The organism is Trichocoleus sp. DQ-A1 (assembly GCF_039961955.1).
Classification (GTDB): domain Bacteria; phylum Cyanobacteriota; class Cyanobacteriia; order Cyanobacteriales; family FACHB-T130; genus FACHB-T130.
The window spans coordinates 16,603-39,752 of sequence record NZ_JAMPKE010000021.1 but is presented as its reverse complement, the minus strand read 5'-3'; the positions used below and the strand labels follow the sequence as shown (position 1 = coordinate 39,752).

20 protein-coding genes are annotated in these 23,150 nt (G+C 47.0%); 10 read left to right on the top strand and 10 right to left on the bottom strand.

The window, feature by feature from the left end; all coding sequences use genetic code 11:
- Nucleotides 1-158: 158 nt before the first annotated feature.
- Nucleotides 159-1,646, top strand: coding sequence for a DUF2157 domain-containing protein (locus NDI33_RS18790; protein ID WP_190672891.1), 1,488 nt, complete (start codon nucleotides 159-161; stop codon nucleotides 1,644-1,646).
- Between the two features lie 15 nt (nucleotides 1,647-1,661).
- A complete protein-coding gene (locus tag NDI33_RS18785) occupies nucleotides 1,662-2,342 on the top strand; it encodes a GDYXXLXY domain-containing protein (RefSeq protein ID WP_190672888.1) in 681 nt (226 codons plus the stop codon).
- A 186-nt stretch (nucleotides 2,343-2,528) separates the two neighbouring features.
- Here NDI33_RS18785 and NDI33_RS18780 read toward each other — a convergent pair whose 3' ends face one another.
- The 7 genes from NDI33_RS18780 to NDI33_RS18750 form a co-directional block, all read right to left on the bottom strand.
- Entirely contained in the window at nucleotides 2,529-2,771 is a 243-nt protein-coding gene (locus tag NDI33_RS18780; RefSeq protein WP_190430108.1) for a hypothetical protein, read from the bottom strand.
- A gap of 110 nt (nucleotides 2,772-2,881) precedes the next feature.
- Entirely contained in the window at nucleotides 2,882-4,696 is a 1,815-nt protein-coding gene (gene sppA / locus NDI33_RS18775; protein WP_190672885.1) for a signal peptide peptidase SppA, read from the bottom strand.
- 88 nt (nucleotides 4,697-4,784) lie between these two features.
- A complete protein-coding gene (gene fni / locus NDI33_RS18770; protein WP_190432694.1) occupies nucleotides 4,785-5,858 on the bottom strand; it encodes a type 2 isopentenyl-diphosphate Delta-isomerase in 1,074 nt (357 codons plus the stop codon).
- An 89-nt stretch (nucleotides 5,859-5,947) separates the two neighbouring features.
- Nucleotides 5,948-6,484: a bifunctional pyr operon transcriptional regulator/uracil phosphoribosyltransferase PyrR gene (gene pyrR / locus NDI33_RS18765; protein WP_190410797.1), complete on the bottom strand. Its 537-nt coding sequence runs from the start codon at nucleotides 6,482-6,484 to the stop codon at nucleotides 5,948-5,950.
- A 169-nt stretch (nucleotides 6,485-6,653) separates the two neighbouring features.
- Nucleotides 6,654-7,271 carry a peptidoglycan-binding protein gene (locus NDI33_RS18760; protein ID WP_190432696.1) on the bottom strand — a complete coding sequence of 206 codons (618 nt, stop codon included), beginning with the start codon at nucleotides 7,269-7,271 and terminating at the stop codon, nucleotides 6,654-6,656.
- A gap of 244 nt (nucleotides 7,272-7,515) precedes the next feature.
- Nucleotides 7,516-8,649, bottom strand: coding sequence for an adenosylcobinamide-phosphate synthase CbiB (cbiB, locus tag NDI33_RS18755; RefSeq protein WP_190672882.1), 1,134 nt, complete (start codon nucleotides 8,647-8,649; stop codon nucleotides 7,516-7,518).
- The gene (locus NDI33_RS18750; RefSeq protein ID WP_190410794.1) at nucleotides 8,594-9,037 is read right to left on the bottom strand and encodes an Rrf2 family transcriptional regulator; all 444 of its coding nucleotides are present in this window, start codon (nucleotides 9,035-9,037) and stop codon (nucleotides 8,594-8,596) included. The genes cbiB and NDI33_RS18750 overlap by 56 nt, the downstream gene beginning before the upstream one ends.
- Nucleotides 9,038-9,431: 394 nt before the next feature.
- Between NDI33_RS18750 and NDI33_RS18745 the strand changes: the two genes are divergently transcribed.
- Nucleotides 9,432-9,845 carry an AbrB family transcriptional regulator gene (locus tag NDI33_RS18745; protein ID WP_190410793.1) on the top strand — a complete coding sequence of 138 codons (414 nt, stop codon included), beginning with the start codon at nucleotides 9,432-9,434 and terminating at the stop codon, nucleotides 9,843-9,845.
- Between the two features lie 79 nt (nucleotides 9,846-9,924).
- Here the strand turns inward: NDI33_RS18745 and NDI33_RS18740 are convergent, their stop codons facing one another.
- Nucleotides 9,925-11,883, bottom strand: a complete 1,959-nt coding sequence (locus NDI33_RS18740) for a chloride channel protein (RefSeq protein ID WP_190672880.1) — start codon at nucleotides 11,881-11,883, stop codon at nucleotides 9,925-9,927.
- Nucleotides 11,884-12,106: 223 nt separating this feature from the next.
- Between NDI33_RS18740 and NDI33_RS18735 the strand changes: the two genes are divergently transcribed.
- Entirely contained in the window at nucleotides 12,107-12,337 is a 231-nt protein-coding gene (locus tag NDI33_RS18735) for a hypothetical protein (RefSeq protein ID WP_190672877.1), read from the top strand.
- A 480-nt stretch (nucleotides 12,338-12,817) separates the two neighbouring features.
- On the top strand, nucleotides 12,818-14,470 hold the full coding sequence (locus NDI33_RS18730) for an alpha-amylase family glycosyl hydrolase (protein ID WP_190410790.1): 1,653 nt from the start codon (nucleotides 12,818-12,820) through the stop codon (nucleotides 14,468-14,470).
- A 367-nt stretch (nucleotides 14,471-14,837) separates the two neighbouring features.
- Here NDI33_RS18730 and NDI33_RS18725 read toward each other — a convergent pair whose 3' ends face one another.
- On the bottom strand, nucleotides 14,838-15,071 hold the full coding sequence (locus NDI33_RS18725) for a hypothetical protein (RefSeq protein ID WP_190410789.1): 234 nt from the start codon (nucleotides 15,069-15,071) through the stop codon (nucleotides 14,838-14,840).
- A 490-nt stretch (nucleotides 15,072-15,561) separates the two neighbouring features.
- Here NDI33_RS18725 and NDI33_RS18720 point away from each other — a divergent pair, with 490 nt between their 5' ends.
- From NDI33_RS18720 to proB, 5 genes are all read left to right on the top strand, one after another.
- Entirely contained in the window at nucleotides 15,562-17,229 is a 1,668-nt protein-coding gene (locus NDI33_RS18720; protein ID WP_190672874.1) for an alpha-amylase family glycosyl hydrolase, read from the top strand.
- Nucleotides 17,230-17,424: 195 nt separating this feature from the next.
- Nucleotides 17,425-17,994 carry a DUF3727 domain-containing protein gene (locus NDI33_RS18715; protein ID WP_190410787.1) on the top strand — a complete coding sequence of 190 codons (570 nt, stop codon included), beginning with the start codon at nucleotides 17,425-17,427 and terminating at the stop codon, nucleotides 17,992-17,994.
- Nucleotides 17,995-18,104: 110 nt separating this feature from the next.
- Nucleotides 18,105-19,190, top strand: a complete 1,086-nt coding sequence (mltG, locus tag NDI33_RS18710) for an endolytic transglycosylase MltG (protein ID WP_190410786.1) — start codon at nucleotides 18,105-18,107, stop codon at nucleotides 19,188-19,190.
- Nucleotides 19,191-19,357: 167 nt separating this feature from the next.
- On the top strand, nucleotides 19,358-19,906 hold the full coding sequence (locus tag NDI33_RS18705) for a YqeG family HAD IIIA-type phosphatase (protein ID WP_190672871.1): 549 nt from the start codon (nucleotides 19,358-19,360) through the stop codon (nucleotides 19,904-19,906).
- A gap of 305 nt (nucleotides 19,907-20,211) precedes the next feature.
- Nucleotides 20,212-21,321, top strand: a complete 1,110-nt coding sequence (proB, locus tag NDI33_RS18700; protein WP_190535598.1) for a glutamate 5-kinase — start codon at nucleotides 20,212-20,214, stop codon at nucleotides 21,319-21,321.
- A gap of 44 nt (nucleotides 21,322-21,365) precedes the next feature.
- On the opposite strand, the gene NDI33_RS18695 is transcribed toward proB, so the two are convergent.
- A complete protein-coding gene (locus tag NDI33_RS18695; RefSeq protein WP_190672868.1) occupies nucleotides 21,366-22,523 on the bottom strand; it encodes a helix-turn-helix domain-containing protein in 1,158 nt (385 codons plus the stop codon).
- Between the last annotated feature and the right edge of the window lie 627 nt (nucleotides 22,524-23,150).

Genomic DNA, 23,150 nt, shown 5'->3' with positions numbered 1-23,150 from the left:
AGACGCCGACTGAGTTTAAGCAGTAACGTAGAAGGTTTTCCCATCTGTAGATAGTGAATCTAACTGTCACATCCCCTTGAATTGAATCATGGGAGGGCGTTAAAACTAAGTTTATAGTCAAAAAAATTAGACTACAGAGCGGATTGTAATTGAGGGTTATGGTTTCAGATAAATTTCGCCGTCAGTTACGTCAGGAAGCAAATCTTTGGCGAACTGAGGGGCTGATTGATGCTCAACTATACGAACAGTTATCAGAGCGTTATCAATTTAATAGGCTGGAGACTGCTGCCCGCGATCGCTTTGTGATGATCTTGTTAGGGTTGGGGAGTATCCTCATTGGCTTGGGGACGATTAGTTTTGTCGCAGCGAACTGGCAGGAGTTGCCGCGAAATGGCAAGGTAACGCTGCTATTGAGTTTGTTTATCGGTCTGAATATTGCTGGTTTTTACTTGTGGCGGCGTCCGAATGGGGCGCAACAACGTCTCGGTCATGGATTCTTGCTCTTAGGAGCAATCATTTTAGGGGCAAATATGGGGCTGATGGGTCAGATGTTTCACATCAGCGGTCCCTTCTATGAGTTATTGCTAGCGTGGGGAGTCGGTGTACTAGCAATGGCTTACAGCCTGCGTTTGACTTCCTTAAGCGTTCTGGCAATCATCATTATCGGGTTGGGTTACTGGAGTTTTTGGTGGAACTGGGAAGGGGCAAGCTGGTCAAATTCCTACTATTATGAAGAGTTTTCCTGGTCATCCCAGATGGGGCAACATATGCCGCTGTTGGCAAGCTTGATGTTTGTGCCGCTGGCATACTGGTGTCGTTCGCGCGTTATTTTTGGACTGGCAGCGATCGCAGTTATTTCTTCTTTGGAAGCAAACCTCCGACCGCTCAGCTTAGGACTATTTAATCTATTTTCCCTGAAGTCTACGGGTATCGTATTAGCGATCGCCTTGGCACTGCCCCCCGCACTGTTGTGGGGCTATGATGACTCGCTGTGGGTCTACAGTGACTTAAATCGGGTTCCGAAGCCAAACCAAATCTTTCCCGCCTCTTGGCAAGGGGGAAGCTGGGGAGGTTCCTTTCGACCCCTCGCCCGTCGTTTGGCGCTGGTATTTCTAGGCGTTGTACTTTATCTGTCGTCCTCGCTTTGGTTCTGGGGTGTTTTATCCAAAATGTCTTCTGCGGAGCAATCCGCGAGAGTTACTTGGTTTCCCCTGGTAGATGTAGTGATTTTGAGTGGGTTGGCAATCTTTGCGTGGTTGCGTCTGCTGTGGCTTACCAGAAGCCCTCGCACTCGTCGGGAGGAAATTCTGACCACAATTGCCATCGGTATCTTTATCTGCTTCATGGCTGGGATACCCGTTTGGCATCTCACCGTCCAGCCAATTCCCCTGCTTGCCACTTTTATTGGCAATGTGCTGTTGTTCTTGTTAGCTGCCGGATTGCTGCGCCAAGGGCTAGCACAAGCAGAACGCAGCGCCTTCTGGGGGGGCATGATGCTATTAATTGTGCGAATTCTGACTTGGTTTGTGCTGTCTGCAACGGGATTAGTCTTCAAATCCCTGCTGTTTATTCTATGCGGTATCACAGCGATCGCTATCGGGCTTTGGTTCGAGCGCTATGTCCGCACGCTGGAAATTAAAAATTGACTCAGAGGATTTTTAATGAGGCACACTTCTCAATCATCTTCAATCGCTCCGACTCTCATAGAGCCACAAAAGCGAATGCCTGCTTGGAGACTCTGGGTGCCTCTCCTGTTGCAAACGGCAATTGTTCTTGCCGCACCTGCCCAGCCACTTTATACGACCCTCACAGGGAAAACGGTGATTCTCAAGACGGTTCCCGTAGACCCATACGATTTCTTGCGTGGCTATTCGCAGACGCTAAGCTATGACATCTCACGTCAAGAGAATTTGCGATCGCTTCCGGGTTGGAAAGCGTTAGTAAAACAACACCTCGAAGCAAAAGCAACGGATTTGCCACCGTCCGTACCGCCTTTAAATTCTTTACCGACAGGAATTCGCTTCTACGTGATTTTAGAAGCGCCTGCTGCTAAAACAAATTCTCCCCAAGCATGGAAACCCGTGCGGGTGAGTAGCAAGATGCCCAAATCTTTGCCAGCAAATCAGATAGCGTTAAAGGGCAAATCTAGCGGTAATTCCATCGACTACGGCTTAGAAAGCTACTATATGCCAGAAGCGCAGCGGGATGAAATTAACCAAGATATTTATCAAGCCCGATCGGACAGACAACGACAACCGATCGTGGTGGAAGCGAAGGTGGATGCCCAAGGTCGTGCAGTCCCGATTAGCTTCTGGGTAAGCGATCGCCGTTATCAATTTTAATGGGATTTAATGGAACATAGGGCGTTACACACGTCAACACGCTGTAGGGACATGGCAATACCATGCCCTGACGATAGAATCAGAAATTCACTAATTAACTGGGTTAAGTCCTGGGGAAAATGAAAGTATGGCTAATTGTTCGATATTTCTTATCAATTAGCGATACTTCCATTACCAACAAACTTCCTAATCTTCTTGCCGCTTTAGCTGCAAAGTAGCACCCAGTGCTGCGCCTGCTCCAGCTATCAAACCCATACACATTCCTTGAATTGTTTGGCTCGTGGGGTCTTGCATCAAGCATTCACTGGTAGGTGTTTTGGCTTGCAGACATTGATTACTATCAATCCAGTTGGAGACGCCTCCCACAAGGATACCAGCAGCACTACAAGAAACGATCAGCAGGACAAAGCGGTTAGATTTTCTATCCATAGATAGATGCTTTTAATTATTTGGTGGGCTGTTCCGTTCAGTCTACTCTACCTATCGGCAGACTGTTACCGTATATTCCACATTTTCAACTGCCTATTCCGGACGTTGCACTAATCAATTCGCAAATTATAGGGCAAACGGGCGTAAATACCTCTAGGATCGTTCATTGTTTTGAGCGCGGCTAATTCCTCTTGTAACTTGAGGAGTTCTGCACTCAGCAGATCGGATGGTTGCTTGATTTGGGCAGTGTCCCCACCCGCAAACTGTTTCAGAATGCGTTGTTCTAGACTGCGAACCTTGGGGTACTCTTCCAGCTCCCAATTTTCACCCAGTTTAGCGGCAACGGCAGCAGATTTGATCGCATCATCAATGCCGCCAATCTCATCAACCAGTCCCAGTTGCTTGGCATCTTGACCCGACCATACTCGTCCTTGGGCAATCTCAGCGACTTTCTGCTTTGAGAGTTTTCGAGAATCCGCCACTTTGTTGAGGAACTGACCGTAAATTTGGTTGACAAATCGCTGATGAATTGCCAATTCTTGAGGCGTTTTGGGACGTGAGACCGTGTTGCTATCCGCGAATTTGGAAGTTTTAACGACATCCCAAGTGATGCCATTATTATTCGCCAGCTTTTGGAAATTGAGCAACAGCCCAAAGACACCGATCGAGCCGGTAATCGTATTAGGTTCGGCGTAAATCTGGTTAGCATAAGTGGAAATCCAGTAGCCACCGGATGCTGCCACATCGCCCATCGAAACGATGACTGGCTTCACCTGACGAGTCAGCCGTACCTCTCGCTGAATCACCTCAGACGCCGAGGCGCTGCCGCCGGGACTATTCACCCGCAGCACGACTGCCTTCACATCTTTATCGAGCCGCAGCCGTCGCAGCTGTCTGGCAAAGCGATCGCCTCCCACTTGCCGAGAGCCACCTTCGCCGTCCACAATTTCACCTTCAGCGTAAAGCAGGGCAATTTTATTGTCCGAAGTGCGATCTTTCCCTTCGGTTTGAGTTGCTCTGGCGTAAGTAGCAAGGCTAATTTGACGAAATGTTTTATTCTCTTCGGTTCTGTCAGTTAGCTTTTTCAGGTCTGTCACCACCTGATCTAGATACGCCACCCGATCCACAAAGCCACGCTTTTTCGCATCCGGTGCGGTTAATATTCCTTGAGTGTCTGCGATCGCTTGTAGTTGTTTCGGGTTTAATTTTCGACCCTGGCTCACTGTTGTCAAAAAGTCTCCCCACAGATCGCTCAACAAATTCTGAGTTTGTTGTCGGTTCTCCGGACTCAGTTTCGTGAGTACATAAGGTTCCACCGCTGACTTAAATTTCCCAACCCGGATCACCTGAACCCCCACCCCGTATTTCTGCAAGGCTCCTGTTAGGAACATCGACTCAGAACGCAAACCGTTCATTTCGATTGTTCCCAACGGGTTCATCACAATGGTGTCTGCCACTGAGCTTAAATAATATTCCCGTTTCCCCAAATCCATGTTGTAGGCAATAATCTTTTTGCCAGACTTACGGAATTTTTCCAGCGCCGAACGGACTTCTTTGAGCGTGGCAAACCCGGTGCTAGAACTAGAGGAACCACTGCCGTCTAGATATACGCCTACAATCCGTTTATCTTTAGTTGCCTGCTCAAGGGCATTCAAAACCGTTCGCAGCCGCACGCTATTATTTTCCTCACCAGATAAAGCTTCGCTGATTGCTTCGCTGGTGCTGGATATCGGATCGCTATCCGTAATCGTCAAAGACTGATCGATTACCAGTACGGATTTATCCTCAACTTCCGGCCCTGTATCTTTAGATGCCACCGCAATCAATAACAAGATTAGCCCGCTCGTTCCCAAACCGAAAAATAGGATGAGTCCGAATAGGCTTCCAAGCAAGCTAGCAAAAGTTTGTTTAAGGAAACTACGCATTAGGCTGGGGTTAGGGTAATGGGTAATTGGGAATGGGTAAAAGTTTTAAGCTTTGAATTCACTTATCGCTTTCCCATTTCCAACACAGTTATCGTAATGGTTGCAACGCGCCAGACTGTTTCAGAGCAGACAAGGTGGGATTGCCAGTGCAGAATAATACAGTGGTGATTTCAGCGACTAAGACTTCAACCAAAGCATCAAGGGCGTCTTCCGATTCTACGGCTGCCTGGAGAAAAGGCCACGCCAGACCCGCGAGATCGGCTCCTAGCGCGATCGCTTTTGCCACTTCCAGACCGTTGCGTAATCCCCCAGAGGCAATCAAGGGAATATTTGGGGCAATGGCTCGAATACTGGTAATGCATTCTGCTGTGGGCAAACCCCAATCAGCAAAAGTTAGTCCTAACCGGCGCTGCTGGGCATTTTCAGCCCGTTCACTCTCCACCTTTGCCCATGATGTCCCACCGGCACCGGCAACGTCAATGGCGCTCACACCCGCATCAATCAACTTCTGCGCGATCGCAGCGGAGATGCCATTTCCCACCTCTTTGACAATCACGGGTACTGGTAACTTATTGCACAGATTTTTGATTTTGTCAAGCAAGCCTCGGAAGTTGGTGTCACCTCTGGGTTGAATGCACTCTTGCAAGGCATTGAGATGCAAAATCAAGGCGTCTGCCTCTAACAAGTCAATTGAGCGCAGACATTCATCAACGCCATAGGTATAGTTAAGTTGCACCGCCCCCAAGTTCGCAAATAGGAGAATATCGGGAGCAAGCGATCGCACGGCGAAAGTTGAAGCAACCTGGGGATTCTCCACCGCTACCCGCTGGGAACCCACGCCCATCGCTAGGTTATAGCGTTGCGCCGCAGCAGCTAGACGATAATTAATCATCCTCGCCAGTTCCGTTCCCCCCGTCATCGAAGAAATGAGCAAAGGCGCACCGAGCTGTTTTCCCAAAAAAGTTGTTGAGATATCAACTTCACGTCGATCTAACTCTGGCAAACAACAGTGATTAAAGCGGTAGCCTTCCAATCCATTCGTTGTGGAGTGAAATTGCACATCCTCATCGAGACAAATTTTTAGATGATCTGCCTTTCTCGTTTGGGTTTCTTTGGTAAGAGCCGATTTATTAATCAATCTACTATCTCCAACGTTCTGCATAGACAGCGCCTGACAAATCTGTACAGACTGGTTTATTAACAATCTCGATTTTCCCACCAACACACCAGGGAAACCGAAGACAAAACCGCTTAAACCTTTAATAATTCCACAGCATCTCGTCCATCAATCTCTTGTAAGTAAACCTTCACCTGTTCTTCTTTGGACGTTGGCAACTTCTTGCCGGTGAAATCCGGGTGAATGGGTAACTCCCTCTGCCCCCTATCCACCAGAACGGCTAACCAAATGGCCGCTGGTCTACCATAATCATTCACCGCATTCAGGGCAGCACGAGCGGTACGCCCTCGATAAATGACATCATCCACCAGCACTACCGTCTTGCCAGAGAGATCGAAAGGGATGTCAGTTTTGGCGGGTGTGCGAATGCCAATTTGATCCAAATCATCTCGATAGAAGGTAATATCTAGCGCTCCCACGGGCACTTGCACTTGTTCGAGCGCTTCTATCTGACGAGCCAAGAGATTGGCTAATACAGCGCCTCTGGTATAAACACCTACTAGCGCTAACTCAGACAAGTCGCGTGACTTCTCTACCACCTGGGAAGCGATACGATTGAGGGTTCGACGGATTTCATCTGCGGAAAGAATTTCTACAACTTCGGGAGACATGGTTTAGGAAAATCCGATGATAACTGCGGACAAATTACAGCCTCAGTGTACAAGTTCACCTAAACCATCATCGTTATCATTTCAACAAAAATAACTTCCTGTTCCTACCAGGAACAGGAAGTTATGTCCTTGAGTTATAGATAGCTCAATCTCATCAAGCTATATAAGATTAGTCAGCGGCAAGTGCTGCTTTCGTTCTTTGCCCAACTATTCCGTCAGCGAATAGCCCTCTGCTTTGCTGAAATCTTGTAACGGAGGTCTCAGTCAACCGACCATAGTATCCAGTAATTGGCCCGTTGTAATAGCCTAAGGCTTTCAAAGTATTTTGAAGCCTCGTTACGGAGGAACCGCTGCTGCCGCGTTTCAGGGTGCTGCTGCCAAAACCACCCCCCGTAATCGGTTCATCATAATTACCACCCCGATTTTCTAGAGCTGCTAGAGTTCGAGAGCCTGCAACGCCATCGGCTCTCAGTCCAACCGCTCGCTGAAAACTGCTGACGGATGCCTGCGTCAATTGACCGTAGTATCCAGTAACCGGGCCGTTATAGAAGCCTGCGATTTTCAGATTTCTCTGAAGCGTGGCGACTTGAGACCCGCTATTTCCTCTCTGGAGTGCTAATGCATGACCGGCTGTACCGATAACGGATAAGGCAAGGGCAACTGATAATAACCGAATCCAGGCTGAACTTGGAAGCGGGTTCCGATTTTGGAACAATTTAAATTGGTGAGGCTCCGAGTTAGGGTCTTCGTAATTGGCAGATAAATGAAGATATGCAAGAGTTTCCATCGTTTTAGTCGCAGATGATAACTTCGTAGCTCAGACTTAGGCGATCGCTTCCGTGGTTTAGCGGGGGTTAAGTTTTTGGGTCGCATCTCCTCATTGGCATTTCACTTGACCAATCACTAAAAAGTGCGATCGCTTTCCCAGATGAATCAGTGATTGATTACCCTTCAACTGGTTGCTCTATATTCAAAGATATGCTTACACCTATTCAGTAGCCATCGCCCGTTGAGTTCACCTGATAGGGCGATTAAAAAGTCATCAAGTTGATTCCAAGCGAGCGCCCATTTCTAAACCCCAACAGCAGCAAGATAGCGATCGCTATCCCCAACCAAATCAAAAAGTTATATCGTGTTAACTGCAAGGCTTGTTGAATGCATTCTGCATTGATAGGCTGGAGGTCATCTCCCAGTAAGGCTTTGTGTTTAGCAACGCCACGATACCAATTTGTGCCCCCCACCTGAACGCCTAAAATTGCCGCATAGGCGCACTCACTCCAGCCAGAGTTGGGACTAGGATCTTTCGTCGCATCGCGTTGACAAATACTCCAAACATACCCAGGTTTTCTAGATAGTAAAGCCAAGGTAATCACCGTGAATCGGCAGGGCAACCAAGTCAGGATATCTTCGAATTTGGCACTAAACCAACCCAAATCGGTGTAGGGTGTTTCTCGATAGCCGACCATTGAATCTAGGGTACTGGCGGCTTTATAGGCAAGGGCGAGAGGAACCGTTCCTAGTAAAGGTAAAAATGCCCCGATAATCGCATAAAAAAGGGGTGCCATTACTCCATCGGTAGCATTTTCTGTGACGGTTTCCAAAACAGCCCGAAGAATTTCTGTTTTATGAAGATTTTCGGTATCACGCCCTACATATTGGCTTAACTTAGAACGCGCCGCGACAAGATCGTTCTCATTTAGAGGTTGCAAGACATCTTCAGCAGCAGCTCTCAAACTTCGACCGGCGAAACAACTGGCGAGTAAAATACTTTCTATCGCAATTCCTAAAAAAGGATGCACCCAGTTCGCTGCGTGAACGATTAACCACCCCATCCCGTAGCTGCCAGTTATCAGCCCAATTCCTAAAATTACTCCAGCCCATCGGAGCGTGAGAGGATGACTAAATAATTGGAAAGCCATCTGGCTGTAGCGAGAAATTAGCCAGCCCATGACTCGGACTGGGTGAGGCCAACCCCACGGATCGCCGATGATGTAATCAAAAAGGGAAGCGATCGCTAATGATAGGACTGAGGAATGAGAAAGCAGGACTGCGGCAAATAAATCTTGGAAATTCACAACACCAAAGCTGCTAGAGATCCGCTGACAGTTTCTATACAACAAAACTGGTTTCTTCGCCTTGGGCTGCTTGCCAACTGCGAGCGTCATAGTAAAGGTCTGCCAGTGTAATACTGTACAACGCTTCTTTAAGTTTTTGATGCAATCGGTGCCAAAGTGTAAACGTTACCCAATCCTCAGCAAGCTCTGCATCTGGGGTATGGCGAGGCAGCGGTTCAATTGTTTCACCGACTGCTTCTAATATTTGTCCTAGGGAAATTTGTGCTGGGACGCGGGATAGTTGATACCCCCCCTGGGCACCTCGAACTGATTGGACTAACCCAGATCGACGTAACTCTATCAACAATTTTTCCAGATAGGGTGCGGGTAAGTCTTGCCGAGTTGCGATCGCTTTTACAGAAGTTGGTCCATACCCAGGTTGTAGACTCAAATCCAGCAGTGCTTTAACACTGTAGTGTCCGCGGGTTGTCAGCTTCATACTGGAAAATATTCCTTAGGGTAATGGATAATTAGTCAGTGGTCATGAGGCGGTAGTCAATGGAAAAAAAAACAGCTCAGAAGCGATCGCTAATGATAGACTAACGACTACCCTACAGCGTACCCCCTTCATTTTTTCTCAGGTTGATGCTGTGAGGAACTCCGATCATCGAGATGCATCGGTTGTTCGCAAGGCACAGATATTTATGCTTAAGCAAGAACTTGGATTAAAAAGGTTAGTAGTGAATAAATTATCGATCTTATTGAACTACCTTTCCCCAATCCGTATGATATAGTTTTATGAGCTGATATAAAGCTAAGCTAAAATTAGCTTAGAAACAGTCAGTCGAAAACACTGTACACACTCGCTATTCCTTACTTTTCGCTCCAAGTTGATGAATAAAAAGAAAAAGATCGATCCCTTAACGGGGGAAGCGCTAGTCAAGAAAGTTAAAGAGCTAGAAAACCTCAGCAAAGAAGAAAAGGCTAGAGCCTGCGGTTACTACACTGTTACCAAAAGCGGTGTAGAGCGGGTGAATATGATGAAGTTCCTGAATGCTCTCATTGATGCTGAAGGAATTGAGTTAGACGGCAAACAAAATGGTAACGGACGTGGCGGTCGAAGTGCCAGCTACAAAATTAGCGTGCAATCGAACGGCAACTTACTGATTGGTTCTGCCTACACCAAACAAATGGGTCTAAGGGCAGGGGATGAGTTTGAAATCTCTCTGGGACGGAAGCACATTCATCTGCGGCAACTGGATAGAGAAGAAGGCGCTGAAGACGAAGAATTGGAAGAGGCATCCTAAAACTTTAGTTTTAGTTAGCAGTTATTCGTAATGAGTCATTGATTTGTAACCAATGACTCATTAGCGATTCTCTAAATTTTCAAACTGTTTGCTTGAGGGGCGGTAAATTTAACTCTTTCGACACTGGATTGAGGGGAAGATAGCGGCGCAGTGTCTTGCGAGTGGCAGCGACACTATAAGCTAAAGCGATTCCCTCTTGTTCCAGCACACCTAACACTTGTTGGGGGCGATCGCGGTCAACGACGGGTAACTGGTGGAGACCGCGTGCTGCCATCCGGTCTATCGCTTCTGCTACCGATTCATCAGGGTTTGCATACAGAATTTCAGTGGTACAGATGTCAGCAACTGGCTGATAAGCCAGATGACTGGTTAAATTGTTCGAGACATTGCAAAGAACGTTGTTTGTTTCTACTGTTTCAGTAGGAGCGGTAACTGGCGTTCGAGCTGTAGACATTGCTCGATTAATATCCTGTAAAGTGACGATGCCAATTAACTGCTCGGCATCATCAATGACTAAAGCACTGCGGCAGCGACCATTGGTTAAAGCTAAACCTGCCTCTAATACTGATAAAGAACCACTCAGCATCAAACCTGGTACTTGCATTGCTTCTGCAACTAACATTTGTTGCAAAATTTCTAACTGCTGGTCTTTCTCCACATTGAGTTCCAGCTGTTGGAGATTTTGACCTTTCGTTGGCGCTGACTTGAAGCGCTCCACCAGCCAAATGCTCAAACCGACTGCTGCCATCAGCGGCAAAACAATCCGGTAGTCGCGCGTTAGCTCAAACATTAACAGTATCGCTGTCAGGGGTGCCCTAGCGCTGCCAGCAAGAACGGCTGCCATTCCCACCATCGCGTAAGCTGGAGGTGCGGCAATCTGAATCGGTACGCCTGGAAGCATCGCTGCCAGAATTTTTCCATATGCTGCCCCCAAAGAAGCACCGAGGAACATGGCAGGGGCAAAGATACCCCCCACCAAACCGCTACCCAGACTAATTGCCGTCACGATCAGCTTGACTGCTAGCAAGGCGAGGAGTAACCCCAACGGAAAATCCACATCCTGAAGCATAGCGGCAATTGTTTCGTAACCGATGCCCAGAATTTGGGGCCACTGCAAAGCAACCAAGCCCAAACAGGCACCACCAATTACTGGACAAAGCGATCGCGGTATCTTTCCTAGCCACTCAAAACCGGCAATCTGTCCCCGAAAGAAACTTCGAGCCAGTTGAATCGACTGGGTATAAGTCAGCGACACCAAACTTGCTAATACCCCCAATCCCAGATAAAGCGGTAATTCTAGAGGACTGCGGACTTCATAGACGGGCAGCGTAAAAGCTGGTTGGGCACCCAAACCAATCTGAGCAATTAAAGACGCCACAACTGCTGCCAGCAACACGACGCTAACCGCTGAAGTTGCAAAGGTGGTTCCCAAGACCACCTCTAAAGCAAAGAAAACCCCGGCAATCGGGGCATTGAAACCCGCCGCCAGACCCGCCGCTGCTCCAGCACCCAGGAGTAACTGCTGCCTTTCTCTGGAGACTTGCAGTACTTGACCGAGCAGCATTCCAAAATTGCCGCCAATTTCCACGCTCGGCCCTTCTGGGCCTAAAGAGGCTCCACTACCGAGGGAAACAGCAGCCGCTACCATCTTGGTAACGGGTCGCAGGGGTAGCAACTCTCGGACACCTTGGGCAGCGGCAATCAGCGAAGAAATATTCGGCCCAAAATCGGGCCAAGCAAGACGCATTAAACCAACGATTAATCCTCCCAAGATGGGGATACAAGCTAAAGTCCAGGCACCCCAGCCTCCAATTATCCCCATCACCCCTTCCAGCATCAAGCTGTGGATGACAGCGATTAAATAGTGAAACGTGACAACGCCCATCCCGGTGCCGGTGCCAATTAGTACAGCCAACAGCAGGACGACGCTTTCGGGTGAGGGTTCGAGTCGATTGAGAATTTTAGTAAGACGAGAAGCCGGAGAAGTTGGTGCGGATGATTCCGCCAACAGCACATCTGACAATGGAGTGGCGCTCATTGATGGAGGTTAACAGGAAAAATGAGAAAAAGCTTAATTTTTATTCATGATTTTCATTGTAACTGCGAGCGATTGGCTATCAGCTTTAAAAGGCGAACAATTAGGGAAAATTTTGGGTTTTTAGCCTGCATAAACAGAGCATCCGGCATTTTGCTCGTTTTATGGTTTGCATGATGTACAACTTTGATGTGTGAAAGCTTAATTTCTATCCATAGCGATCGCTATGGATATACTGTTTGCCACTCTCAAACAAAGCCGGTTGAATCAGGAAGCAACCCAACTCGAATCTGGAGCAGCCATTCAACGTCTGTGTGTGTTGGGGTTGTCTGCTGCTGTGCGTCTGCTTCAATTGCCCAAAGGCTTGAAGATGTTACTCAATCAGCAACAGTCATCTTCTGTGATTCCCAGCAGCATTGCCTCACAGAGCTTGCACCCACACTTAATGGTCACTTAATAGCGGCATCCCAAAACAACGAACCCTTGTCCTCCCCTAAGGTTGGCTTAGGCAACTTAATTGCTCTACTAGACGGTTGACTCGGCTAGTAGAGCCAACGGACTACCGAAATTGCCACTCTTTTTCAGGATCTGCGACAGTTTGATTCTCTGTGTCTCGGTTGGTCTTTAGCTTCTTGCCTAGATGTGTATACACAGTAGTCGCTTGCAAAAGGACGCAGGGGTGGGGTTCCCCCCTATTTCAGCCAACTGAAATAGGTAAATTTTTTCTACAACCGATCGCAACAATAACGCTAAATTCGGCATTAATCGCTATTAATCGCTGAAATTCAGCTTAAATTACCTTTAGCATTCATTACCACTTCTCTCCTGGGAATTAGGGCACCAGAGGCAACTTTATTTCTCAAGAACGATACCTCAGCGGGATGAAAAGGAGAAAATACTGCTCTAAGCATTTTTTCATCAAACTCCAAACACTTCTATGGCAACTCCGATTGAATTTAATTTATTTGCTCCCTATAACAATGGAGCTGCTTTAATTGGGGATTTTTCTAACTGGGAAAGCATCCCAATGAAAAAAGGTAATGATGGTTATTTCCGTACCACAGTTGAACTGGAAGATGGAGTTTATCAATACAAATTCCGTGTTCAATCCAAATCTTGGTTCTTTGAACCGGATCAATGGATAGAGGTAGTTGACCCCTACGCCACCGATATTGATAATCCCACCCAAAACGGTGTTGTGAGAATTAAAGATGGTGAGCGGATTGTGGATACATACGTTTGGCAACATGACGATAAGCCACTGCCAAGTGATCGCGAATTAGTCATTTACGAATTGCACGTTGGCGACTTCTCCGGTGGTGAAGATGATCCCTACGCCCGAGGCAAATACGAACACGTTGTAGAAAAATTAGATTACCTATGCGAGTTAGGAGTTAATGCCATTGAGTTAATGCCAGTGAAGGAGTATCCAGGGGACCATAGCTGGGGCTATAATCCTCGTCACTTCTTTGCTACAGAATCCAGTTATGGCACAACTGAAGGGTTAAAAAACCTAATTGATGAGTGTCATGGTCGTGGAATTCGCGTCATTATGGACGGAATTTTTAACCACTCAGAAGCAGAAAGTCCACTGACGCAAATAGACCACGATTATTGGTACCATCATTCTCCGCGCGACCCTGATAATAACTGGGGGCCAGAGTTTAACTATGAACACTATGATGAAAATCTAGATCTTAAGCCTGCATGGAAGTTTGTTGGCGATACCGTGCGCTTTTGGATTCAGGAATTTCACATTGATGGCATTCGCTACGATGCAGCCAGACAAATTGCCAACTACGATTTCATGCACTGGATTGTTCAGGAAGCAAAAAATGCAGCTGGGCCAAAGCCGTTTTACAATATTGCCGAACACATTCCTGAAACCCCCAGCATTACGAATGTAGATGGACCAATGGATGGCTGCTGGCATGACAGTTTCTATCACTGCATTCTAGAACATATCTGCGGCGATACCTTTGACTTAGAGCGTCTCAAGGATGCCATTGACTGCAAGCGGCAAGGCTTCATGGGTGCTACGAATGTTGTGAATTACCTGACGAATCACGACCACAATCATGTTTTAGCTGAGTTAGGCGATCGCGGCATTTTGGATGAAGAAGCATTTAAGCGGAGAAAGTTAGGTTCTGTCATCAATATGACCGCTGTCGGCGTACCTCTGCTGTGGATGGGTGAAGAGTTCGGAGAGTATAAATACAAAACAACTGAACAAGCAAAAATTGATTGGACGCTCTTAGGTCATGACCTCAATCGCGGGATGTTTGAGTTTATCAAAGGCTTGATTCATCTCCGTAAAAATAATCATGCCCTCTACACCGAAAATATTGACTTTATCCATGAAGATCCAGAAGCAAAGGTATTAGCCTACAGCCGCTGGAATGGCGAGGGTTCTCGTGTTGTCGTTGTTGCAAACTTCTCTGACAATTTCCTAGGAGGCTATCACGTTCCTAACTTCCCCGAAGCAGGAACCTGGCACGAATGGACTGGCGATTATGATGTCGAAGCAGGGGAGGATGGCATCCAGCTCGACTTAGGAAGTTACGAAGCCAAAGTATTAGTTTGGCAGTAATCGAAACTTGCTAAAGCCTTGAACAGTAGCTTCTCTTTGCCGCCCTTAAAAAAGCAAAAAACTACTGTGTCTATACAGTGAACCTGCCAGTCTCGTTTTACTCCCCGTTAGCCGCTGCGCTAATGCTCTGCTATGGCGCAGCGTGGATTGGGGAATTGAATTATTCGTTAATATACTGCCTCACAACTCGAACGGTATTAAATGGATAGGTTTAGGAAAACAATTATTTCCTAAAAGAAGTATTGATTAGAGCCTTGCTTTTTAAGAAGCGAAGTTTCAACCCTTACTAGAGGTAAGAGCCGAAACCCATAAGGCTAATGAAGCAACAACTCTATTAGATACATTGCCTAAAAATCAGTGGATAATTTTAAGCACTTTTCAGTTGCTGGCTCTGCGTACTGGGTGCTAAAGCCCAACCTTCGCATCTTAATTTTTGGTAGGTTGCCCAACCCTTAGAACCGCCTGGAACTGGATAGTCTGGTACAGCATATTCGGGAAAAGCCGTATAAGGTCGCCACGGTTGATTGGGTGCAGTTCGTAAATGCAACAACTTTTCTCCACTGACTCCCATCGCTGGCAACCAACACATTTGTTTCAACATTTGAAACTCCTTAATTCAACTTAGAAATAATTGATTAATCAGACAATTTCTTTCTAGGAAAAACTAGATAGTAACTGCTGCAAAGCAGTAAGCAAGCATGATAAATGCAAGACCGAGACTAAGAGTAGAAAGTAGGGGAATCCATTGTAATGTACTCATCTTCAGCTCCTTTGAGCTGTTATTTATGACCCGATCTTCCCTATTCATCCCTGAATTGACATCTCTCGCTAGCCTTATTTGCAGTCTTTTTAAACCTATCTCTTAAAGTTTAGAAAATAGTTTTTGTCTACTTCTCCAGATATAAAAATCCGGAAGTTAGTTAATTTTGTTTTTGAAGATACAAACTTGATTAATGTTCTGCTATTTCTCAAGATAGATAATTCAGTATAATTCATTACTAAACTTTAAAATTATAAATGCAGGCTTTAAAAATGTTTGCAAAGAACCATTGGTCAACTAAGTAAGCGAATCTACTTCATTAAAAGCTTTTATGGCAGCAGTCGAATTCAATTTATTTGCTCCTCGCAACCAAGGAGCGGCGTTAATCGGCTCTTTTTCTAACTGGAAAAACATTCCAATGGAAAAAGGTGAGGATGGATATTTCCGAACCCAGGTAGACTTGGAGGATGGCATTTATCAATATAAATTTCGAGTTCAATCGAAAAGCCCAAAATTTGAACCCGATCAATGGGTGGATGTAATCGACCCATACGCTACAGACGTTGATGAAGCAAGAGGCCACAGTGTCGCACGGGTCAAAGATGGGAAGCGAATTGTTGATACTTACGTTTGGCAGCATGACGATACGCTCTTGCCAGACAATCACGAATTAGTCATCTATGAAATGCACGTTGCAGATTTTTCCGGTGGTGAAGATGACCCACACCAGCGAGGCAAATACCAAGACGCGATCGCTAAGTTAGATCATTTGAGCGAACTCGGAATTAATGCCATCGAATTGATGCCAGTAAATGAGTATCCCGGTGATTACAATTGGGGCTATACAGTCCGCCACTACTTCGCTACAGAATCCAGTTACGGCTCCACAGAAGATTTGAAGCGGTTTATTGACGAGTGTCATGGTCGAGGCATTCGCGTTTTCATGGATGGGATTTATAACCACACAGATGAAGAATGCCCGTTAATGCTGATTGACCGGAATTACTGGTACTACGAGCATATGCATTATCCAGAAGATCCGGGTAATTACTGGGGACCAGAATTTAACTACGACAACTACGACGAAAAGTTGGATGTTAAGCCTGCTTGGAAATACGTCGGAGATGTGGTGCGTTTCTGGGTTCAGGAATATCACATTGATGGGATTCGCTTTGATGCCGTGCGCCAATTGGCAAATTATGAATTTTTGGATTGGCTTGCGAAGCAAGCCAAGAAAAATACTGCTCTTAAGCCGTTCTACAACATTGCCGAACATATTCCCGATACCAAAACCGTAGTTTATCCAGAAGGTCCTCTGGATGGTTGTTGGCATGAAAGTTTTCGCTACTTTGTGCTTCCACATATTTGTGGCGAAATGTTTGAATTAGAAAAACTGAAGGAAGTTTTAGATCCCAGAAGGCAGGGTTATACGGCTGCTACGAATGTAGTGAATTATTTGGCAACTCACGACCGCCAACGTTTGATGAGAGAATTAGGCGATCGCGGGATTTTTGACAAAGCCGCATTTGGCAGAGCGAAGTTAGGAGCTGTTTTGTTAATGACGGCGGTAGGTGTGCCAATGCTCTGGATGGGAGAAGAGTTTGGAGAATACCAGCGCAAAAGTGAAAACGTGACTCAGCCAAAGAAAATTGCTTGGCCTTTGTTGTCACAAGACTTAAATCAAGATTTGTTTGAGTATTACAAAAAGTTAACCGCTCTCCGGAAAGAAAATCCAGCTCTTTCTAGCGATAACATTGAGTTTTTTCACGAAAATCCAGAGGCAAAAGTGTTGGCGTACTACCGTTGGAACGAACTCGGTTCCCGTGTGGTTGTTGTGGCGAATTTCTCAGATAAGTCTCTGTCAGGGTATCGCATTCCTAACTTCCCATCCTCTGGGACGTGGCAGGATTGGATGAATAACTCCCGCATCGAAGCTGGAGAGGATGGCTCTCTAGTTGACTTGCCAGAGTACGAAGCGAAGGTGTTTGTCTGTCAGTAACCGAATCTATTGCTTGGAAGAATCTTTCAACTCAAGGAGGGACAATTGATAAATTGTCCCTCCTTGACGTATGGCGTCTCTACAACTCTTATGCCGTGATATCCTGATTTTTGCAAGCTACTTCCCCACGGTGTGCAAACTTTGGGGTTGGAGTTTTTTAGTCCACAATCTCACGTTGATAGCAGCATATCTGCAATGTTCTCATCCCAACCCCCTGAAGAGAATGGGTCTTCCGTCCAAACCGTCTCGTTGACGGATGAATCCGGGCGATCGCTTAGTTGTTACATTGAGCATTCCATAGAAGTAGATGGTGAAGAATACGTCATCCTCCTGCCGGTAGATTCACCTGTAGAAATTGTGGCGTGGGACGAGGAGAAGGAGGAGGAAGAAGCCACCTTAGTCGAAGACGACGCCGAAATTGACGAAGTTTTTCCCACGGCTCAAGCAGTCCTGGCAGAGCGGAATCTCGCCTTAAAGCGAACCGCATTTGCTCTGACTGTTGCCGGTGAACTGCCTGCGGTTGAAGAGGAAGAAATCCTCACCCTGGAAATCGAAGATGACGATACTCAGCTCGAACCAGAGGAATTTCAGTTTCTAGCCAGCTTTTATCACAAAGAACAAGAATACACAATATACACGCCTCTCGATCCGCTGCTATTGTTTGCGCGGATTAATAGTGCGGGTGAACCAGTGCTACTTTCCCCTGAGGAATTTAAAAAAGTGCAACCGCTGCTGGAAGATCAGCTATTTGATGAAATGGAATAGGTAAAGAATTAAAAATTAGAAATTGAAAATTAAATATGAAGAATTTTCTTTTTTTAATTTTTAATTTTGCCTTCTTAATTCCATGACAGCGGTTGTTACCCGCAATCAAAATGAAAGCAATCCAACGCATCTCCAAATGGACGTTTTATCTCGCCTTAATCCCAGCAACGCTCGGACTCTGTGCATGGCAGGGTTGGGCGTGGTGGAGCTGGGCGAGTGCGCCCCCCGTTGCCGAAACTCAACCGTCAGCGAATGCTGGAAAAGATACATCAGTGCTAATCCGGATTCCTCAAGGAACCTCGGCGCAGCAGATAGGGCGCGATCTAGAAGCAGCAGGGTTGATTCGCTCCGCTGATGCTTGGAAGCTATGGACGTTTTGGTTGGACTTGCAAAAGCGACCGGGTGGGTTTAAAGCTGGGACTTACCAGTTGTCACCCACCCAGCCGCTGCCAGCGATCGCTGATAAAATTTGGACGGGCGATGTCGTGCAGCTTTCCTTCACAATCCCTGAAGGATGGTCGCTTCAGCAAATGGCGGCTTACTTTGAATCTCAGGGATTTTTCAAAAGCGAAGAATTTCTCACTGCCGCAACTCAGATTCCCAAAGACCAGTATCCTTGGCTACCTGCGGATTTGCCTTATTTAGAAGGTTTTTTGTACCCGGATACCTACAAGCTAAATAGCGATCGCATCACCCCCCAAGCCATCATCAAACAAATGCTAGATCGCTTTGAACAGGTGGCACTCCCCATCTATCAACAAGCGCCAAACAAAACCCAGATACCTCTTCTTCAATGGGTGACATTGGCTAGTATTGTCGAAAAAGAGGCAGTGATTCCGGTCGAACGCCCTCAGATTGCTGGTGTGTTTACACAACGCCTTCAGAAAGGGATGAGACTGGAATCCGATCCAACAGTTGAGTATGGACTCGGCATTCGGCAAACAGCGGATCAGCCCTTAACTTTGGCTCAGGTGAGGACAGCCTCCCCCTACAATACTTATCTCAACGCAGGATTGCCCCCAACTCCCATCGCCAGCCCTGGCTTAGGAAGTCTCAAAGCCACTCTCAATCCTGAAAAAACAGACTACCTCTTTTTTGTGGCTCGCTACGATGGCACCCATGTGTTTAGTCGGACGCTACAAGAACACCAAGCCGCTACAAACGCGATTCGCCAACAACGGCAACAAAGCCGCTAACAACAGTACCTAGATTGGTCTAGTCGCCAAGCTGCCAATAAGTCTAATTAAGATCGGGGAAGTTGGACTTGCAACTACTAGCAATCCCATTGATAACTTTGCCGGGTTGAAAAAGCTCTTACCTGGGAGTTCTCCTAACAACTCACACTTACAATTAAAAACTGCTTATGTCCTGGGTAACACGGTTACAGCCTGACTTAATTCTGGGCAGACCTATTGTGAGTCTGACCCCCGATCTTCTCCAGCAATATCATCTCAAAGGTTTAGTCTTGGATGTCGATGACACGCTGGTACCCCTAAAAGCAGCCGAGGCGTCTGAAGAACTCGTGGAATGGGTGAAGGAAATTAGACAGGTGGCGACGCTATGGCTGGTGAGTAATAACTTGAGCGAAAACCGAATTAGTGGCATCGCTCGCTCATTAAATTTGCCTTACATTACCAGCGCTGCTAAGCCATCGCGGCGCAAGCTGCGGCAGGCTGTCACCGCGATGAACCTTCCTGTCGAACAAGTAGGAATGGTGGGCGATCGCTTATTTACAGACGTTTTAGCAGGCAACCGACTCGGTATGTTTACCATTCTCGTCGAGCCGATGCTTGACCCAGCGCTTGCCGTGCGCTCTTATCCAGTCCGTACCTTTGAAGTCTGGGTGTCCCAAGCCTTGGGCGTCTCGTTCACCGCAAAGCAACAAAACTTAAAAAATTCAGACAAATCCTGAAAAACCAAAATATAAAGAAATAATTATGAGATTCTCGATTGTCAAAAATCCCTGGCATTATACATATGGTTCAAATGGGGTCAGCCAATATAAAGACCCTAAACATTAATCCCCGTGAATACCTGTGTAAAGCGTCAGTTCCCAGATGGAGGAGCTGGCGTTTTACAATTTGGAATGGGAAATCGGCTGAAGCTAATCACTCATTGCCAATTCCCAGCCTCCAGACGCGATAAATCAGATGCGATTTATCGCGTCTGGACAATCTGTTCCCCCTCCCCTCTACTCCCCTGCGCCCCCTCTCTTTTGTGAGTCAAACCCTTGTCATCAAAATTGGTACTTCCAGCCTGACATCGCCTGAAACAGGTCATCTGGCTCTTTCCACCATCGCTGCCTTAGTAGAAACCCTCACAGATTTACGGCGGCAAGGTCATAAAGTGGTGCTAGTTTCTTCGGGTGCTGTCGGAGTGGGTTGCGCCCGCTTGGGACTCGTGCAACGTCCGCGCACCCTAGCACTCAAACAAGCAGTGGCAGCAGTCGGTCAGGGACGCCTGATGCGTGTATACGATGACTTTTTTACAACCTTAGAACAACCCATTGCCCAGGTTCTCCTGACTCGCAGTAGCTTCAAAGAACGCTCAGCTTATATCAACGCCTCCAACACCTTTCGGGAACTGCTGCGGTTGGGCGTTATCCCCGTGGTGAATGAAAATGACACCGTAGCCGTAGAGGAACTGAAATTTGGGGATAATGATACGCTTTCAGCCCTAGTTGCCAGCTTGATAGAGGCAGATTGGCTATTTTTAATGACCGATGTAGACCGACTGTACTCCGCCGATCCGCGTCAAGTTCCGGATGCTCAGCCGATCGCTCTAGTGAACCACATTGATGAGCTGGAGGAATTACAAGTACAAACAGGCGATCGCGGCTCTCAATGGGGCACAGGCGGCATGGTTACAAAAATTACTGCCGCCCGCATTGCTACCAGCGCCGGAGTTCGGACAGTCATCACCGAAGGGCGATTTCCCCGCAACATCCAAAAAATCTTGCAAGGAGAACCCCTCGGCACTCAGTTTGAACCCCGCGACACGATGGGCAACGCCCGTAAGCGTTGGATTGCCCACGGGTTGATTCCTGCTGGGAAGCTATATCTGGATAAGGGAGCGATCGCGGCAATTAGTCAGGCAGGAAAATCCCTCTTAGCTGCTGGGATTACCCTCGTCGAGGGAGACTTCCAGGCGTCAGACGCTGTGCAGTTATGCGACCCTCAAGGACGGGAAATAGCTAGAGGGCTGGTGAACTACAGCAGCGACGAGCTACAGCAAATTAGTGGACGCCGTTCCGAAGAAATTCCTGCCATTTTAGGCTACGCCGGTGCAGAAACCGTCGTCCATCGAGATAATCTTGTCATTAGTTAGTCAGCAGTCAGTTGTTTTTTCTGCCAATAACTAATAACAAATGACTAATTACGACTAATTGCTTCAGGCGGAGCAATATCAGGCCCAACCGCCACTCCTTTCTGACCCGCCTTTAAACCGGGTTTCGCAGCAGGTTTCACAGGACGATGCGACTCAGAAGCAGATGAGTTGTTAGGAACATCCGGTGGAGAATCAGCAGACGCCGATGATTGTGAATGGTTCGACATCAAAGCGAGTCCTCCCACTGCCCCTGCCACTAGCGCAGCATAACCCACGTATAAATGAACTGTATTGAGCTGAAATCCAAACCCAGGCACTGATTTCGGTCGGTACCAAGAAGGCAGTACAGATTTTGCAGGATCGGGCGCGGGTAAGGAAGCAGCCATTGCAGCACCATCTAACCCCAAGGCGACCCCCATTCGGCGAATAAAACCTCGGACATAGATATCCTCAGGCAAATGCTCGAAGCAACCGACTTCCAAAGCCTGAATGTGATGAAGCGGCACGAGTGTTTGATTGTGAAGTTGGCGCAGAGTCATTGACTGTGCATGACGTGCCTGCCCTAATTGCTGACCAATTTGACGCAGGCACTCTTGCCGTTGCTCATCTGCGATTTGCGCTGCCAGTTCCGCCTTAGAGAGCTTTTTGAGTGGTTTGGGAAAAACCGGATCTGGGCTGGTTGGCACAGGCAGTGGCCTAATGTCTACTAAATCGGCAGGTGAGGCATTCATGCTGCGTCCTTGGTCATTCGTTAAAGTTAAGTCATTCGTCGCGGATTCTGGGTGATTAACGGATGGCTGTTCGCTATGGACTGATGACTCTTGAGGCTGAGTGCTGGCTTGCGGCTCTTGTTGATTGTTACCAATTTCTGGAGATGTGACTGGGACAACCTTATAAGTTTTCGCAAACTGCTGGAACGCTAGCCGGATGGCTTCTCTCCCTACTGCCTTAACCATAATCTGGGCACTCCCAGCAGCTTCTCCCAAGATTGTCTGTAACCCAGCCAAGGCACGATTGTAGACTTCGCTGCTATGGAGTTCAGATTCTATCCTGCTAAGGATAGACCGTAATACTTCCTGAGAAATTTCAATGGTTGGGCTTTCGGTAATACCGCTACCATATGCCGATTGTAATGCCATGACTTTTCTTGTCGAGCGTGCTTGAGGAAAACCAAACTTATGCGATCGCTCGCGAGCGTGCATTCCTGAGAGCCTAAAACGGCTCCCCACGACGGTTACAAGGGCTTTTTACCCATAACTGACGGTGAATTCGCAGGCTGTTTGAGCTATCTGAGTAAAGTATTCGGCAAGCGGGAACTAGATTCCGGATCGAGCAAAAGTCAATTTTCTCTGTTCAGCGGCGTCACTTAGAACCTGAAGTGCGTTTAAACTTAATAAATTAAAATAACAATTTTCGCCTTATTTAGAATCCAGGGGTCAGACTGAGGATAGATTCTGGCTCCTGGATTCTGTAGAGACCTTGTGGTGGTCAGTCTCAACTTGGCTCCTGACAACTGAATGCAATTTGGCGGTTTAGTGCTGACGGCGGTTTCCTGGCTGGTAATCTTTAACCCAGCAGCGTTCCAAAAGGTGAATTCTGTAACAATACGAGAAGCGGCGGGGATTGAGCACTAATTTAGTTTTGGAACTAAACAGGGGCTGATTGAGAAACTGCCACAGAGGGAACCGAATCTTGCCGTTTTGGGGAGCCATAGTTTGAAAATTCCAGATAGCAGTAGTACAAAACAGGGGCACCGTGCATCTATCTATGGTGACATCTGCTTGGTTAATATTACCTTGCCAAAGATTACTACAAATTTGCTTGGGTTA

Bases quoted from the DNA above. Each gene is read 5' to 3' on its own strand.
- NDI33_RS18785 (WP_190672888.1), top strand. From the start codon at position 1,662: ATGAGGCACACTTCTCAATCATCTTCAATCGCTCCGACTCTCATAGAG.
- NDI33_RS18725 (WP_190410789.1), bottom strand. From the start codon at position 15,071: ATGTTGAAACAAATGTGTTGGTTGCCAGCGATGGGAGTCAGTGGAGAA.
- NDI33_RS18780 (WP_190430108.1), bottom strand. From the start codon at position 2,771: ATGGATAGAAAATCTAACCGCTTTGTCCTGCTGATCGTTTCTTGTAGT.
- NDI33_RS18735 (WP_190672877.1), top strand. From the start codon at position 12,107: ATGGATATACTGTTTGCCACTCTCAAACAAAGCCGGTTGAATCAGGAA.
- NDI33_RS18715 (WP_190410787.1), top strand. From the start codon at position 17,425: ATGTTCTCATCCCAACCCCCTGAAGAGAATGGGTCTTCCGTCCAAACC.
- NDI33_RS18730 (WP_190410790.1), top strand. From the start codon at position 12,818: ATGGCAACTCCGATTGAATTTAATTTATTTGCTCCCTATAACAATGGA.
- NDI33_RS18695 (WP_190672868.1), bottom strand. From the start codon at position 22,523: ATGCACGCTCGCGAGCGATCGCATAAGTTTGGTTTTCCTCAAGCACGC.
- sppA (WP_190672885.1), bottom strand. From the start codon at position 4,696: ATGCGTAGTTTCCTTAAACAAACTTTTGCTAGCTTGCTTGGAAGCCTA.
- fni (WP_190432694.1), bottom strand. From the start codon at position 5,858: ATGCAGAACGTTGGAGATAGTAGATTGATTAATAAATCGGCTCTTACC.
- NDI33_RS18705 (WP_190672871.1), top strand. From the start codon at position 19,358: ATGTCCTGGGTAACACGGTTACAGCCTGACTTAATTCTGGGCAGACCT.
- cbiB (WP_190672882.1), bottom strand. From the start codon at position 8,649: ATGACGCTCGCAGTTGGCAAGCAGCCCAAGGCGAAGAAACCAGTTTTG.
- NDI33_RS18790 (WP_190672891.1), top strand. From the start codon at position 159: ATGGTTTCAGATAAATTTCGCCGTCAGTTACGTCAGGAAGCAAATCTT.
- NDI33_RS18750 (WP_190410794.1), bottom strand. From the start codon at position 9,037: ATGAAGCTGACAACCCGCGGACACTACAGTGTTAAAGCACTGCTGGAT.
- NDI33_RS18745 (WP_190410793.1), top strand. From the start codon at position 9,432: ATGAATAAAAAGAAAAAGATCGATCCCTTAACGGGGGAAGCGCTAGTC.
- mltG (WP_190410786.1), top strand. From the start codon at position 18,105: ATGAAAGCAATCCAACGCATCTCCAAATGGACGTTTTATCTCGCCTTA.
- pyrR (WP_190410797.1), bottom strand. From the start codon at position 6,484: ATGTCTCCCGAAGTTGTAGAAATTCTTTCCGCAGATGAAATCCGTCGA.
- NDI33_RS18760 (WP_190432696.1), bottom strand. From the start codon at position 7,271: ATGGAAACTCTTGCATATCTTCATTTATCTGCCAATTACGAAGACCCT.
- NDI33_RS18740 (WP_190672880.1), bottom strand. From the start codon at position 11,883: ATGAGCGCCACTCCATTGTCAGATGTGCTGTTGGCGGAATCATCCGCA.
- NDI33_RS18720 (WP_190672874.1), top strand. From the start codon at position 15,562: ATGGCAGCAGTCGAATTCAATTTATTTGCTCCTCGCAACCAAGGAGCG.